Raw genomic sequence first — 15,049 nt, forward strand, 5'->3', positions numbered from 1 at the left:
ATCGAGGTCGGGTGCGCGGACCGGTCGTCCGGGTCGGGGACCCTCGGATCAGAGGTCGGCGTGCAGCTGCCAGGTCTCGAGGGCCGAGTCGCGCCAGTCGAACATCCGTGCCCGGTCGAGTCCGGCCACGGCCAACTGCGCCGCGAGGTTCTCGTCGGAGACGACCTGGAACACGGCCTGCGCGAGCCGGGTCGGGTACGAGTCGAGCGGTTCCCGGGCGACCGTGACGCCGGCGTCCGCCGCGACCTCGCGGACCGCTGCGTCGTCGGAGTGGACGACCGGGGTCCCGAGACTCATCGCCTCGATGACCGGCAGTCCGAAGCCCTCGGCGAGGCTCGGGAACACGAAGACGGATGCCCGGTCGTAGACCGTCGCCAGGTCGGCGTCGTCGATGCGCCCGAGCACCCGGACGGCCTCGGGAGGGAGTCCGGCTCGTTCGGCGGTCTCGTGGACGTCGACGTCGCCCCAGCCGTCCGGCCCGGCGACGACCAGTGGCACGTCCGACGGTGCCTCAGGGTGTGCCATCGCGGCGATGAGGTGCTGCAGGCCCTTCCGTGGCTCGAGGGTCCCGACCGCCAGCACGTACCGCTCGGGGAGGCCGAGTCGCTCGGCGCGCAGGTCGGCGTCGACGGGGACGCGGAGCTTGCTGCTCGGCGCGCCGCCGATCACGCGGAGCCGGTCGCCGAAGCGGTGGATCCCGTTCAGCTCCTCGGCCACGGCGTGGGTCGGCACGACGACCGCGTCCGCGTACCGGAAGGCGCGACGCACCATCGCCTTGTGGAAGTGGACACCGCGCGGGGTCAGGGTCTCCGGATGGGTCCAGGGAACCGTGTCGTGGACCGTCACGACGGTCTGGGTGCCCGGGTCGCGGAGCGGGTCGTGGCGGACCAGCGGGGCCAGGACACTCGGGGCGTGGACCATGCCGTGGGCGGCGGTGCGCGCGAGGCCGAGCTGCCACGCCACGGACAGCTCGCGACGCGGCAGTGCGGTCCGGGAGAGGTCGACGCCCGGCAGCAGGGCACGGAGTCGGTCGAGCTCGGACGCGGCGGTGGCGGAGACGATCCCCTCGACGTCACACCCGTCCGGTGCCGTCTCGACGAGCCCGCGCGTCAGCTCCTCGGCGTACCGGCCGATCCCGCCCGGCACCGGTGCGACGACCTGGTCGACGATCACGCGCAGAGTCGTCATGGAGCCCCTCTTCGGATCGCGGTCGGACAGCGCGGCAGACACTACCAGGGACGTCCTGCACGCCCGCGGGGGCGGCGCCGGGGGCTAGGCTTGTCCGGTCGTCGACGAAGGGGAGCCTTGACAACCGTGACGCACGCCGCCCTCCGGCGGATCGGCGACCCCCGACGACTGGTCGCGGTGCTCGAGCACCGATGGACGATGCCCACGACGATCGTGGTCTTCCTGGTGATCGGGGCGTTCCTCTCGGTGGCGGTGCACATGCCGGTGGTCGACGGGATGGGGAACGTCCCGTACGCCGGTACGATCGCGCCGGACGAAGGTCGGCACATCGCCAACATCCTCTTCTACGCAGGGCGCAGCTGGACCGCCGGTCCGATCATCACGGACGCCGCCCCGCAGCTGCTGACGATGGGGGAGATCGAGCGGTTCCCGAGCTACGTCTACTACTACCTGATGAGCTTCCCGGTGAAGCCGCTCGTCAACCTCGAGGCGCCCTACACGGTGATCGTGGTCATGCTCCGAGCGGTGAACGTGGTCCTCGGGGCGCTCGGTCTCGTGGTGCTCCGACGCCTGTTCCGGGTCATGGGCTTCTCGACGTCGATCGCCGTGTTCGCCGTCATCGTCGTCGCCCTGACGGGGCGGTACGAGTGGCAGAGCGCCGGGGTCTCCTACGACACCCCGGCCAACACCCTGTACTTCCTGATGCTGTACTGGTGCGCCCGCATGATCCGTTCGTCGTCGGGACACTGGGGGAACCTCGTGCGCGCCGTCGCGTGCGGCCTCGCGGCGATCGTCGTGAAGTACACGTTCGTCCCGTTCGTCGGCGTCGCGCTGGTCGTCGCGCTCGTGCTCGTGGTCCAGCGCGACGGCTTCCAGGCCTTCGCGCACCCGGTGCGCCGGACCGTGGCCGCGTTCCGCGGGCACCCGGTGACGTCGACGCTCTGGACGGTGTCCGTGCTGGGCGTGTCAGCGGTGATGGTCGAACGGACGGGCGGGAACCTGCTGCGCTACGGGCAGTTCAACCCGTCGTGCGTCCGGGTGCACACCCACCAGGAGTGCCTCGCGTTCGACATCTACCGACGCAACTTCGTCGCCGAGCGCGCGCACGACGTCGCGATCCTGCACGACGCACCGCCGGCAGCGTTCGACCTGTTCGGGTTCATCGGTGACTGGATGAGTGCGTACTTCCAGACCATGTTCTTCTACCGCGGCCGCACCACCGAGTGGCAGATCACGACCTGGGTGCAGGTCCTGGGCGCGGTCGTCCTCATCGTGGCCCTCGTCGCGACGCTCCTCGCCGTGCGCATCCTCGTCCGCACGCGTTCCTTCGTCTGGGGGACCGTCGTCGCAGCCACCTACGTCGCCGCCACGTTCTTCTTCAACCTGCGGACCTTCCTGCGCCTCGACAACCAGTACGCCTTCGCCGGACGGTACGTCCTACCGGTCTACCCGCTGCTCGTGGTGTTCGCGATCGTGTCGCTCCTGGCCCTCTGGCGGACGCTGCCCGAGGGCTGGCGCCGTGCGCTCGTCGTCCCGGTGGCCGTCGTCGCGGTGCTCGTCGTGGCGACCTACGCCGGACCGTTCGCCTTCGCCGCCTACGCGCAGGACCCCGGCTGGTACACGCCGCTCGCGCAACGGGTCCTGCCGCACTTCCTGACGGGGGTCCGATGAGCGACGACACGACCGACGACCGGACGGCCGCCGACCGGACGGCCGCCGACCGGACGACCGCGGCCCGGACGGCCGCCGACCAGACGACCCCGGAGCGCGTTGCCGGGACCGGCGCCGCGGGTGCTGCGACCCCCTGGTACCGCCGTCGTCGGTGGTCCGTCGGCACCGCCGTGCTCGTCCTGGCGCTGGTGTCGGTGGGGTACGAGTACGTCTCGACCGGCCCGGCACCGACCACGATCCGTGAGTGCACGATCGTGCGCGGGGCGTCGGTCTCGTCGCACGCCGAGTGCGCCGGGCAGGACCTGGCCGGTGCCGACCTGTCCGGGCTCGACCTGCGGCTGGCAGACCTGCACGGAGCGGACCTCCGCGGTGCCGACCTCAGCAGCACGATCCTCTACGGCGCCGACCTCACGGGGACGGACCTGCGGGGGACCGACCTGTCGCAGTCCGACCTGACACAGGCCGACCTCACCGGGGCGTCGCTGGACGGTACGGACTTCACGGATGCCGGCATCTCCGGCATGGTGGTCGAGGGGACGGTCCTCGCGGCGTCGCAGTACTCCCGGTGGGTCGACGACGACGAGCCCGTCCGGGTCACGCTCGAGGCGGGTACACAGCCGGGGATCACCGAGAACAGCTGCCAGGACTTCCAGGGCCTGTACTACCCGGGGCAGAACGTGGTGCAGTGTCGGCTGTCGACGGACGCCCAGTACGACGGCACGTTGTCCTACGGCCGGATCGTCGAGGTGAAGCGTCAGCCGATCGTCTCCGTCCCCTCCGAGGTGCGACTCCAGGTCGGTCGACGGGCATCCGTGCAGCTCCGCGCCGAGAGCCCGTTCCCCTCGGTCTTCACGTCGTTCTCGGGGTCGTTGCCGCCCGGCATGCGCTGGGACGCCGACACACAGCAGATCGTCGGGACCCCCACCGAGCGCGCGATCGGCACGCGCACAATCGAGTTCGTCGCGGACAACGGGCGGCAGGTGCGCACGAGCATCACCTTCACGGTCACCGAGTGAGTCCACCGGTCGGCGGCACACGACCGCCGACCGCGGATGCGGGAGCTCCGCACACGACCGCCGGCCGCGGATGCGGGAGCGCCGACCGGGCTCGCAGGTGGGCCGACCGGGGTCGCGGGAGCACCACCAGCACGGTCGGGTGACGGCCCCGCTGCCGCGTCGTCGGCGCCGCCCCCCCTGCCGCGTCGTCGGGAACGAGGGGCAGCGGGGAGGTCCGCCGGACGGTTCCGCACCGATCAGCGGACGCCCGGGCACGGACGCGCGGCCCCGGCGGACCGCTCGTCCGCGCTCAGGGCTGGTCGAGGACGCCGGCGGCGACCGCCGCGTCCAGCGCCCGACGCCAGTCCCGCATCGGGGGGATGCCGGCCGCCGCCCAGCCGTCGTGTCCGAGGACGCTGTACGCGGGGCGCGGTGCGGGCCGGACGAAGGCGGAGCTGTCCGTCGGGAGGACCCGCTCCGGGTCGAGCCCGACAGCGCTGAAGATCGCGCGGGTGAAGTCGAACCAGGACGCCTGCCCGGCGTTGGTGCCGTGGTACGTGCCCGCGGGGGCGTCGGCGTCGAGCAGCGCCACGACCTGCCGTGCGAGGTCGCCGGTCCAGGTCGGCTGCCCCACCTGGTCGGTCACCACGCTCACCGTGTCGTGGGAGCCCGCGAGCCGGACCATGGTCTTGGCGAAGTTGGGGCCGTGGGCGCCGTAGAGCCAGGCGGTCCGCACGATGTACGACGCGTCCGGGAGGATCGCGCGGACGGCGTCCTCCCCGGCGGCCTTCGTGCGTCCGTAGACACCGAGCGGACGAGTCGGCCCGTCCTCGGCGTACGGCGCGGTCCCGGTACCGTCGAAGACGTAGTCGGTCGACACCTGGACGAGCCGCGCACCGCTCGCCGCGGCTGCGGTGGCGAGTGTCTCCGCCCCCCGGGCGTTGACGGCGGTGGCCGCCTCCTCGTGCGACTCGGCGTCGTCGACCTTCGTGTACGCAGCGGCGTTGATCACGACGTCGTGTCCCGCGACCGCCGCGGACACGGCGGACTGGTCGGTGACGTCGAGGTCAGCGCGGGACAGGGCGGTCACGTCACGCCCGGCCAGGGCCAGCTGCAGGTCCTGACCGAGCATGCCGGCGGCGCCGGTGACGAGGTAGCGGGTCATGCGAGGGCCGCGCGCTCCTTGAGGGGCTCCCACCACGCACGGTTGTCCCGGTACCACTGCACGACGTCGGCGAGTCCCTGCTCGAAGGGCACCTGCGGCTCGTAGCCGAGCTCGGCCTGGATCTTCGAGATGTCGACCGAGTAGCGCAGGTCGTGACCGAGGCGGTCCTGCACGTGCTCGACGGACGACCAGTTCTTGCCGGTCGCGTCGAGGAGGAGCTGGGTGAGCTCCTTGTTCGTCAGCTCGGTGCCGCCGCCGATGTTGTAGATCTCGCCCGCGCGTCCCCCGACGAGGACCATCGCGATGCCGCGGGTGTGGTCGTCGACGTGCAGCCAGTCGCGGACGTTGTTGCCCTCGCCGTACAGCGGGACGCTCTTGCCGTCGATGAGGTTCGTCACGAAGAGCGGGATGACCTTCTCGGGGAAGTGGTACGGCCCGTAGTTGTTCGAGCACCGCGTGATCGAGAGGTTCAGCCCGTGGGTGCGGTGGTAGCTGCGGGCGAGCAGGTCGCTGCCCGCCTTCGACGCCGAGTACGGCGAGTTCGGCTCGAGCGGACGGTCCTCGTCCCACGAGCCCTCGCTGATCGAGCCGTACACCTCGTCCGTGGAGACGTGGACGAACCGCTCGGTGCCGTGGCGCAGTGCTGCGTCGAGCAGACGCTGCGTGCCGACGACGTTGGTCTCGACGAAGATCCCGGAGTCACGGACGGAGCGGTCGACGTGCGACTCGGCGGCGAAGTGCACGATCGCGTCGACCGAGGGGACGACCTCGTCGAGCTTCGCGGCGTCGCGGATGTCTCCCTGCACGAACGTGTAGCGCGGCGAGTCCGCGACGGGAGCGAGGTTCTCGAGGTTCCCCGAGTACGTCAGGGCGTCGTACACGACGACCTCCGAGCCCTCCAGCCCGGGGTACGCGTCCTCCAGGGTCCGACGGACGAAGTTCGAGCCGATGAAGCCGGCCCCTCCGGTGACGAGGATCTTCACGCTTGGTTTCCTTTGCAAGGCCGATGTGTGCCGGTCACGGGGCCGACGGCGGTCGGGTCGAGTGTAGCGGGGGCGGTCCGGGGTCAGTCCCCGTACCGGGCGAGCTTCTGCAGGTCGAGCTGCTCCTCGGCGAGCGTGCGGTTCAGCCTCGTCAGGTCTGCGACGACGCCGATCGTGATCGACAGCAGGGCACTGATCATCAGGACCATGCCGAGGATGAGCGACTGCAGGTGGTTGCCGCCGCTGTCCGTCCAGAGCAGCACGAGGTAGCGGACGAAGGGGATGAGTCCCGCGGCGCCCAGGACGGCGCTCACCCAGGCGAAGAGCGCCAGCGGCCGGTACATGAGGTAGACCCGTGCGATCGCGGACCCGGACTGGAACATGTGCTGCCAGATGTTCTTGAACAGTCGTGACTCGCGGGTCTTGGCGTTCGTCGTGATCGGGATGCTGGCGATGGCGAGCCGCTTGTAGCCCGCCTGCACGATGGTCTCCATGCAGTAGCTGAAGCGCGTGACGATGTTGAGCCGGATGAGCGCGTACTTCGAGTAGGCGCGGAACCCGCTCGCCGCGTCGGGCAGGTCGAGCCCGGCGGCACGGCTCGCGACCCACGACCCGAAGGTCTGCATCGCCTTCTTGAACCCGGAGAAGTGCTCGATGGTCCGGGTCTGGCGGTCACCGATCACGATGTCGGCCTCGCCGCGCACGATCGGCTGCACGAGGTCGGCGATCTGCGCCTGCGGGTACTGGTTGTCCCCGTCGGTGTTCACGACGACGTCGGCCCCGTGGAGCAGGGCGTAGTCGACGCCGTCACGGAAGGACCGCGCCAGCCCCATGTTCCGCGTGTGCCGGACGACGTGCCGGACCCCGTGCGCCCGGGCCACCTCGACGGTCCGGTCGGTCGAGCCGTCGTCGATGACCAGGACCTCGATCTCGTCGACGCCGGGGATCGAGGTCGGGATCGTCTCGAGGACCGAGGCGAGGGTCTGCTCCTCGTTGAGGCAGGGGATCTGGACGAACAGTTTCACGAGTGGGTCCCTGAGGTCGTCGGCGCTCCTCCCCGTGCGGGAAGTCGGCGACCATCCTACGTGCCCGTACGAATGCTCAGGTCCAGCGGTCGTCGTGCGACGATGGCCCCATGGCAGCCCTCCGGTCGACCGTCGCCCGTCTCCTCGGTCGTCGGGGCACGGCCCCGTCGACCTCGGCTCCGCCCCTGGTCGGCTTCGTCGTGCACGGTGCCGGTGGCGTGCACCCCGCGTCGGCACACGTCCGGGTGACGGGACGGATGACGGCGCTCGCCGCATCCGGGAGGGCACGGGTCGCGCAGGTGGACCCGGTGCGCTGGGCGGACGGTTCGGACACCGCGCACCTCGACGCGATCCTGGTGCAGCGGGACGCCTTCCCGGTCGCCGCGCTCGACGCCGCGTTCGCCAGGGCCGCCCGCGAGGGCACGCGGATCGTCGCCGAGGTCGACGACGACTTCTTCACCCCGGAGGCGCGCACACGCCTCGCGCAGGCGGAGTACGACCCCGACCGGCTCGCCTCCGTCGATCGGCTCGTCCGGGGCGCCGACGCGGTGGTGGTGTCCACCCCGACGCTCCGGGACGTGCTCGCGGCGCAGGGCGTCGACGCCGTCGTGGTGCCGAACGGCGTCCAACCCGGGCTGTGGGACGCGGACCCCGGCGGCCCTGCCGCCGCCGACCCGGACGACCGCAGCCCGCGACGCGTCCTCTACATGGGCAGCGCGACGCACGGCGGCGACCTCGACCTGCTCCGTCCGGTCTTCACCGACCTGACCGACGACGACGGCCGGCCGGTCCGGCTGGAGGTCGTCGGGGTCACCGGCGACGACGACACCTGGTACGACCGACTCGCGCTCCCCGAGGGGGCGCAGCACTACCCGGCCTTCGTCGCGTTCCTCCGGGCGCAGGCCGACCGGTGGTCCGCCGGGGTCGCACCGTTGACCGGTGACCGGTTCAACGACGCGAAGAGCGACCTCAAGTTCCTCGAGTACACGATGCTCGGCCTGCCCTTCGTCGGGTCGGACCGGCCGTCGTACCGGGGCGCCGACGAGCACGGTGGTCTCCTCGTCGGTGACCAGCCGGAGGCGTGGCAGCGAGCGGTCCGTGCCGCCCTGCGCGAGTCCGACGTCCGTGTCCGACGGGCGCGCCGGTACGTCCTGGCGGAGCGCACCGTCGGGGACGACCGACCCGGCGAGACGGCATGGCGCCTGGCCCTCGGGCTGTCCTGACGCGCTCCTTGCTAGGCTGCCCCGGTGCAGATCCGCGAACTGAAGATCCCCGGCGCGTGGGAGTTCACGCCCGTCCAGCACGGCGACGCACGAGGAGCGTTCCTCGAGGCGTACCGTGCCGACGTCCTCGAGGACACGGTCGGTCACCCGCTCGACCTCCGCCAGGTGAACATGTCGATCTCGTCCGCCGGTGTCGCCCGCGGGATCCACTACGCCCTCGTCGCCCCCAGCCAGGCCAAGTACGTCACCGCCGTCCGCGGGGCCTTCATCGACTACATCGTCGACATCCGCGTCGGGTCGCCGACGTTCGGCCAGTGGGACGCGGTCCGCATCGACGACGTCGACCGCAGGGCCGTCTACCTGTCCGAGGGACTCGGCCACGCCATCGTCGCGCTCGAGGACCGCTCGACGGTGAACTACCTGGTGAGCGCCCACTACGACCCGCAGCGCGAGAAGGGCATCAGCATCCTCGACCCGACGGTCGGCCTGGAGCTGCCCGAGGGGATCGGCGAGCCGGTGCTCTCCGAGAAGGACACCTCGGCCCCGACGCTCGAGCAGGCCGCCGAGCAGGGCCTGCTGCCGACCTACGAGGAAGCGGTGGCCTACACCGAGTCCCTCCGCACGAAGAAGTAAGGACGGTCCGATGAAGGGCATCATCCTCGCCGGTGGTTCCGGCACGCGCCTCTGGCCCATCACCAAGGGCATCAGCAAGCAGCTCATGCCGATCTACGACAAGCCGATGGTCTACTACCCGCTGTCGACGCTCATGATGGCCGGCATCCGCGAGGTCCTGGTCATCACGACGCCGGAGTACAACGAGCAGTTCAAGGCCCTGCTCGGCGACGGTTCGTCGCTCGGCATGGACATCCAGTACGCCGTGCAGCCGAGCCCGGACGGCCTGGCGCAGGCGTTCGTCATCGGCGAGGAGTTCATCGGCGACGACAGCGTCGCGCTGGTCCTCGGCGACAACATCTTCCACGGCACCGGCCTCGGCACGAACCTGCGGAAGAACACCGGCGTCGACGGTGCGACCATCTTCGCCTACCACGTGGCCGACCCCACGGCGTACGGCGTCGTCGAGTTCGACGATGCGTTCACCGCGGTCTCCATCGAGGAGAAGCCCGCGCAGCCGAAGTCGAACTACGCCGTCCCGGGGCTGTACTTCTACGACAACTCGGTCATCGAGATCGCGAAGACCATCGAGCCCAGCGCACGCGGTGAGCTCGAGATCTCCACCGTCAACGAGCGGTACCTCGAGGCGGGCAAGCTCGGTGTGCAGGTCCTCGACCGCGGGACCGCCTGGCTCGACACCGGCACGTTCGAGTCGATGATGCAGGCGTCCGAGTACGTCAAGGTCATCGAGGACCGCCAGGGCTTCAAGATCGGCTGCATCGAGGAGATCGCCTGGCGCAACGGGTGGATCGACGACGCACAGCTCGCCGACCTCGCGGCACCCCTCGTCAAGGGCGGCTACGGCGTCTACCTGAACGCCCTGCTGCAGGGCTGATGGCGTCCCGGCTCGGCCGGCTGTTCGGGCGGACCGCTGCGGCGGGAGCCGAGCGGACGGGTCCCGACGCCACCACCCGCGGTGGTGCGGTCGACGGAGCGGCCGAGCCGCGCCTCCCGGTCGACACGTCCCTCGTGACGGACCGGCCGACGGCCGCACCGGACGGGTTCGACGTCGTCGTGACCGTGCAGGAGCGGTCGTTCCGGGACGGAGCGCACCGACCGGCGGTCGCCGCCGCGGTCGCCGCCGGTGCACGTACGGTCGTCGTCAGTGCGTACGACGTGCACGCCGCCCCGACGAGCACCTACGCGCCGGTCGAGCCAGCGGCCGACCACGTGGTCGCGCGGCGCACGGTCGCCGCGACCTGGGGCGGCGCGGTCGCCGCGGCACGCGCGCAGCTCCGGTCCGCCACGGTCGTGGTCCAGGACGCCGCGATCACCCTCCCCGAGGGCGCCCACGCCCGGCTCGTCGCGACGGTCGGCCGGGAGGCACGGGTCGCCGTGGCCGTCGTCCGGTCGGCCGACGACGTGGTGCTGAGCGCCGGCGCGGCCCTGCCCCAGCCGACCGCCCCGGTCGCGTCGCTGCTGCGCGGCCACCCCGCCGAGGACGCCGACGGACTCGACGGCACGGCCGTCTTCGCGGCGGACCTGCCCTGCTTCGCCGCGCCCGTCGCCGCGCTCGCGGACCCCGTCCGCACCGTCGACACCCGCACCGCGGTCGCCCGGCTGACCCGCGACACCGCCGACGACCTGCACGGCGACTGCGTCCTCGTGCCGCTCGGGCGGGCCTACGGCGACCCGGCCGTCCGCGAACGGCGCTACGACGCGGACGCGGCGGATGCGCTCGCGGTCTGGCGAGGACGTCGCGACGAGTACACCGCGCCGGCACTGGAGCGCCTGGGATTCCTCCCGATGCGGGGTACCGCGGACCCGGTCGGTGCGCCCGTGGCGCTCCGCGAACCCGTCGTCCGGGCCGAGCGGGGCACCGAGCGGCTGTCCCTGCGCGACCGCGGGGAACGGCTGCGCTGGTCGCTGCGGATCGCGGCGCACCCGGGGGCACGGGGGGACGACTGGGGGGACACGTTCTTCGCGCGCGACCTCGCGCGGGCGCTGCGGGGTCTCGGGCAGGAGGTCGTCGTCGACCACCGCGAGTCGCACGTCCGGCCCTTCTCCGAGCACCTCGACGACGTCGCGCTGACCCTGCGGGGACTCGACGACACCCCGGTGCACCCCTCGGCGACGAACGTGCTCTGGGTGATCTCGCACCCGGACCTCGTGACGCCGGCGGAGCTGGCACGCTACGACCTGCGGTTCGCCGCCGGGCCGGTGTGGGCCACCCGGGTCGCCGGGGAGACGGGGCTGCCGGTCGCGCCGCTGCTGCAGGCGACCGACCCTGCCCGCTTCCACCCGGGTGCTCCGGACGCCGCGTTCGGCGCGCTCGACACCGCGTTCGTCGGGAAGACCCGACGGGTGTTCCGGCCCGTGGTCCGCGACGCGGTCGAGGCCGGGGTGGACCTCGCGGTGTGGGGCGAGGGCTGGGAGGGGCTCCTGCCCGAGGGCGTGCACCGTGGTGTCTTCGTGGCGAACGACGACCTGCCGGCGCTCTACCGGACCGCCCGGGTGGTGCTCAACGACCACTGGGACGACATGGCGCGGGACGGCTTCCTGTCGAACCGGCTGTTCGACGCCGCTGCCTCGGGGGCGCTGGTCGTGACCGATCCGGTGCCGGGGGTCGACGACCTCTTCCACGGCGCGGTGCGGACGTACACCTCGGTCGAGCAGCTCCGCGAGACCGTCCGCGCGGGGGAGTCGGCGACGCTCGAGGACCGTGTGGCGCGGGGGGAGCGGATCGGCGCCGAGCACTCGTTCCGGAACCGGGCCGAGACGCTGCTCGACGCCGTGCGTCGCGTCCGCGCGCAGGGCTGACGGGCAGCGCGCCCGCGCGGTGCCCCGGCCCGCAGGGCCGATGCGGCTGACGCGGTCGACGGGATCGGCGCGGACGCGACGGTCAGCGCGGCCCACCCGGCCGGCGCATGGTGGCGCACCGGCCGGTGCTCGTCAGCGCGTCCCACCCGGCCGGCGCGCGGCGGCGCACCGGCCGGGTGCTCGTCAGCGCGCGCGGATCCGCCGTGCGACGGCGCCGGCGCGGTCGGCGAGCCGGACCACCCGTCGTGCGCGCACCGCGGCGAGCTCGGCCTCCGTCGCACGATGGGCATCGCGTTCGAACTGCACCGTCCGGCGCAGCGAGTCCGCGAGCTCCGTCGCCTGGCGGGCCTCGTCCTCGAGGTCGGCGATCCGGTGGTCACGGTCGACGACCGCGCGGCCGAGTGCGCGGAGCTCCTCGAGGCGGTCGGTCGGGACGACCGGCTCGGCGTCGCCGAGGGCGGCCGATCCCGCGCGTCGCAGGACGTCGGCGACGCCGTCGTCGCGCGTGAACGGACCCGCCTCGGCCTCGTCCTCGGTGACGAAGCGCAGGGCGAAGACGGGCTGGAGGACCCCCTCCTGCAGGCGGCGCCAGTCGCGCATCCCGTGGTGGCGCGGGCTCGGCGTCAGGTCGGGGTTGGCGTCGTAGGCGCGGCCGGTGACCTCGACCCGGTGGGCGTACTGCGCCCAGGACCGCCACGGCAGGTGCAGGACCTCGAGTGCGAGCTCCTCGGGCACCGGGGCGCCGTTCGCCACGCTGACCTGGTGGTTGCCCTGCACGACCGTGACGTCCGGGTCACCGACGTGGACGGCGTTCGCGGTGGGCGGGGCGAGCAGGCCGATGGCGGTGAGCTCGTCGACGGAGCGCTCGTCGCGCCAGTGCAGGCGTTCGACTCCGGCACCCGACTCGGCGAGTGCGCCGACGAGGTTCACGACGGGGACGGTGAAGGCGCCGACGACCGGGTCGAGGCGTTCGAGGACCCGGCGGACGGTGAGCGACCGGTCGACGGGCAGGACGAACTCGTCGGCGTCCGCGTTCACCACCCAGTCGGCCCCGTGCACCGCCGCGGCGTCGCGGGCCATGCCGGTCACGACGGTGCCCTGCTGCTTGCGGTGGACGGGGTCGTGGCGCAGGTCGACGGTGACGTCGTCACGTTCGGCGAACGCTTCGAGCAGGGCGGTCGTCCCGTCCGTCGAACCGTTGTCGGTGATGACGAAGACGTCGAAGCCCTGGGCGACGTGGTGGTCGAGCCAGGCGGGGATGACGTCCGCTTCGTCGCGGACCATCAGGGTGACGGCGAGGATCATGTGCTGCAATCCGGGTCGGGGGAGGGCGGGTGGGCGTGCTTCCCTGAGAGGTTACCGGGGTTCAGCGGGTCCGCGTGGCTCGCGCACGCACGGCCAGCGCCAGGCGGAGCACCGCTCGCAACGGCCAGAGCCACCACGCGGCGTACTTGCCGGCCAGGAAGCGGTAGGCGCTCTCGTGGTGGGCACGGCGCATCCGGTCCGAGGACCCGCGCGTCGCGGTGCCGCCGACGTGGGTGGCGATCGCCTCCGGCTCGTACACGTTCCGCAGTCCGAGGCGGCCGATGCGCCAGCCGAGGTCGACGTCCTCGAAGTACATGAAGTAGGCCTCGTCGAAGCCGCCCAGGCGGTCGAACACGTCGCGGCGCACCAGCACGCACGCGCCGGACAGCCAGCCGGCGTCGCGACGCACCGTGTGGTCACCGTCCTGCCGGTAGCGCTTCGTCCACGGGTTGCCCTGCCAGACGTTCGCGAAGACCGCGTGACCGAGCCCGGTGCGGAGCGAGGGGACGAGCCGCGCCGACGGGTAGACCACGCCGTCGGGCTCGAGCAGGCGCGGACCGACGGCCCCGATCGTCCGGTCCGTCTCGGCGGTGGCGACCAGGCGGTCGAGCGCTCCGGGGGCCAGCACGACGTCGGGGTTGGACACGAGGACCCACCGCACGTCGGGGTCGAGCGAGGCCACGGCACGGTTGACGGCCGCCCCGTACCCGAGGTTCGCGCCGACCGCGACGAAGCGCGCCCCGGCCGACTCGGTCACGCGGCGGAGCGCGTCGGCGGTCGACGAGTCGTTGTCGGCGACCACGACCTCGACGTCCCGGGTGCTCGCTGCGGCGGTGGACGCCAGGAACGCGGGCAGCACGTCGCCGGACTCGTACGACACCGTGACGATCGCCGCCCTGCCGGCGGGCGCACCACCGTGCGGCGTCCGGTCGCTCACGCGTAGACCTCCACGTGGCGCTCGGCGCAGGCGGCCCAGGTGAACCCGGCAGCTCGCGCGCGGGCCCGACGCACGCGGTCGGCGCGGGCGTCGGCGGGCTCGTCGAGCATCGCCGCGAGCGCGTCGCGGATGGCGTCGGTGTCCGGTTCGGTGTAGGTGACCGCGTCACCACCGACCTCGGGGATCGCGAGCCGGCGGGTCGTCAGGACGTCGCCGCCAGACGCCATCGCCTCGAGCACCGGCAGCCCGAAGCCCTCGCCGGTGCTCGGGTAGGCCGTGACGCGCGCGGCTCCGAGCAGGACGTGGAGCTCCTCCACCGGCAGGTACCCGAGGTACCGGACGGGCGCGCCGGGCACGTCGCCGGCGGTGGTGAGCTCGGCACGGGCAGGCTCGTCCCAGCCGAGTCCGCCCGCGACGAGCAGCGGTGGGACGGTGGTGCCGCGGGTGCGCAGGGCTCGGTGCGCGGCGAGGAGCGCCGGCACCTGCTTGCGGGGTTCGACGGTCCCGAGGAACGCGATCCAGTCGGTGTCCGGGTCGAGGTCGTGGGCGTCGCGGAAGGCGGCGGTCTCGGTCGCCGACGGCACGCGGAAGACGGTCGCGTCGACGCCGAGGTGTGCGACGACCGTGGCTCGGCGGGCCCGGCCCGCCAGACGGTCGAGCTCCGCGACCGTCGCGGCGCTCGGCGCCACCGTCGCGCGGGCCCACCGGCGCGCCACCCGGGTCCACCCGCGGAAGAACGCCACCTTCAGGCGTGAGTGCGCGGCCGGGTCCGAGAAGAACGTCGCGTCGTGCAGGGTGACGACCGTCCGGGAGGCGCGGGTCACCGGGAACGTGTAGTGCGGACTGTGCAGGACGGTCGCCCCGCTCCGTCGGAGCAGCCCCGGCAGGCCGACCTGCTCCCACAGCAGCCGGAGGGGCCGCGACGCGGTCCAGCCGGGGGCGGCGTGGTACCGGTGCGCCGGTGCGAGTCCGCGCAGCCACGCGAGGTCAGTGGGCTTCGCGACGACGTCGACGCGGACGTCCAGGTCGCCGAGGCCCTGCAGCAGACCGGCGATGTAGCGAGCGACGCCGCCGCGGTTCGGGGGGACCGAGGTCGCGTCGACGAGCACGGGGAGTGCCCGCACG

13 protein-coding genes are annotated in these 15,049 nt (G+C 72.7%); 6 read left to right on the forward strand and 7 right to left on the reverse strand.

The features are described 5' to 3' along the window. Window positions 1-48: 48 nt before the first annotated feature. Window positions 49-1,188, reverse strand: coding sequence for a glycosyltransferase family 1 protein (locus ACH0A8_RS03165; RefSeq protein ID WP_251155548.1), 1,140 nt, complete (start codon window positions 1,186-1,188; stop codon window positions 49-51). A gap of 117 nt (window positions 1,189-1,305) precedes the next feature. On the opposite strand from ACH0A8_RS03165, the gene ACH0A8_RS03170 reads away from it, so the two are divergent. Continuing rightward, entirely contained in the window at window positions 1,306-2,859 is a 1,554-nt protein-coding gene (locus tag ACH0A8_RS03170; RefSeq protein WP_406906462.1) for a hypothetical protein, read from the forward strand. Beyond that, complete coding sequence (locus ACH0A8_RS03175) at window positions 2,856-3,875, forward strand: pentapeptide repeat-containing protein (protein ID WP_406906464.1); 1,020 nt, start codon at window positions 2,856-2,858, stop codon at window positions 3,873-3,875. The genes ACH0A8_RS03170 and ACH0A8_RS03175 overlap by 4 nt, the downstream gene beginning before the upstream one ends. 289 nt (window positions 3,876-4,164) lie before the next feature. On the opposite strand, the gene rfbD is transcribed toward ACH0A8_RS03175, so the two are convergent. The 3 genes from rfbD to ACH0A8_RS03190 form a co-directional block, all read right to left on the reverse strand. After that, the gene (gene rfbD / locus ACH0A8_RS03180; protein ID WP_406906466.1) at window positions 4,165-5,019 is read right to left on the reverse strand and encodes a dTDP-4-dehydrorhamnose reductase; all 855 of its coding nucleotides are present in this window, start codon (window positions 5,017-5,019) and stop codon (window positions 4,165-4,167) included. Beyond that, on the reverse strand, window positions 5,016-6,002 hold the full coding sequence (rfbB, locus tag ACH0A8_RS03185; RefSeq protein ID WP_406906468.1) for a dTDP-glucose 4,6-dehydratase: 987 nt from the start codon (window positions 6,000-6,002) through the stop codon (window positions 5,016-5,018). Before rfbB ends, rfbD begins: the two co-directional genes overlap by 4 nt. An 83-nt stretch (window positions 6,003-6,085) precedes the next feature. Continuing rightward, a complete protein-coding gene (locus tag ACH0A8_RS03190; RefSeq protein ID WP_209685179.1) occupies window positions 6,086-7,027 on the reverse strand; it encodes a glycosyltransferase family 2 protein in 942 nt (313 codons plus the stop codon). A 110-nt stretch (window positions 7,028-7,137) separates the two neighbouring features. Here ACH0A8_RS03190 and ACH0A8_RS03195 point away from each other — a divergent pair, with 110 nt between their 5' ends. The 4 genes from ACH0A8_RS03195 to ACH0A8_RS03210 are packed head-to-tail and all read left to right on the forward strand — an operon-like array spanning window position 7,138 to window position 11,682. Continuing rightward, complete coding sequence (locus tag ACH0A8_RS03195) at window positions 7,138-8,250, forward strand: hypothetical protein (RefSeq protein WP_271825335.1); 1,113 nt, start codon at window positions 7,138-7,140, stop codon at window positions 8,248-8,250. Window positions 8,251-8,274: 24 nt separating this feature from the next. Further along, window positions 8,275-8,883: a dTDP-4-dehydrorhamnose 3,5-epimerase family protein gene (locus ACH0A8_RS03200; protein ID WP_066655027.1), complete on the forward strand. Its 609-nt coding sequence runs from the start codon at window positions 8,275-8,277 to the stop codon at window positions 8,881-8,883. Between the two features lie 10 nt (window positions 8,884-8,893). After that, the gene (rfbA, locus tag ACH0A8_RS03205; protein WP_066655026.1) at window positions 8,894-9,757 is read left to right on the forward strand and encodes a glucose-1-phosphate thymidylyltransferase RfbA; all 864 of its coding nucleotides are present in this window, start codon (window positions 8,894-8,896) and stop codon (window positions 9,755-9,757) included. After that, entirely contained in the window at window positions 9,757-11,682 is a 1,926-nt protein-coding gene (locus ACH0A8_RS03210) for a glycosyltransferase (RefSeq protein ID WP_406906471.1), read from the forward strand. Before rfbA ends, ACH0A8_RS03210 begins: the two co-directional genes overlap by 1 nt. A gap of 183 nt (window positions 11,683-11,865) precedes the next feature. Here ACH0A8_RS03210 and ACH0A8_RS03215 read toward each other — a convergent pair whose 3' ends face one another. From ACH0A8_RS03215 to ACH0A8_RS03225, 3 genes are all read right to left on the reverse strand, one after another. Beyond that, window positions 11,866-12,987 carry a glycosyltransferase family 2 protein gene (locus tag ACH0A8_RS03215; protein ID WP_209685184.1) on the reverse strand — a complete coding sequence of 374 codons (1,122 nt, stop codon included), beginning with the start codon at window positions 12,985-12,987 and terminating at the stop codon, window positions 11,866-11,868. A gap of 61 nt (window positions 12,988-13,048) precedes the next feature. Further along, window positions 13,049-13,924, reverse strand: coding sequence for a glycosyltransferase family 2 protein (locus ACH0A8_RS03220; protein ID WP_209685185.1), 876 nt, complete (start codon window positions 13,922-13,924; stop codon window positions 13,049-13,051). Then, entirely contained in the window at window positions 13,921-15,048 is a 1,128-nt protein-coding gene (locus ACH0A8_RS03225) for a glycosyltransferase family 1 protein (protein WP_209685187.1), read from the reverse strand. Before ACH0A8_RS03225 ends, ACH0A8_RS03220 begins: the two co-directional genes overlap by 4 nt. Between the last annotated feature and the right edge of the window lies 1 nt (window position 15,049).

Origin of the sequence: Curtobacterium sp. 179-B 9B NHS, assembly GCF_045370965.1 — a bacterium.
Taxonomy (GTDB): domain Bacteria; phylum Actinomycetota; class Actinomycetes; order Actinomycetales; family Microbacteriaceae; genus Curtobacterium.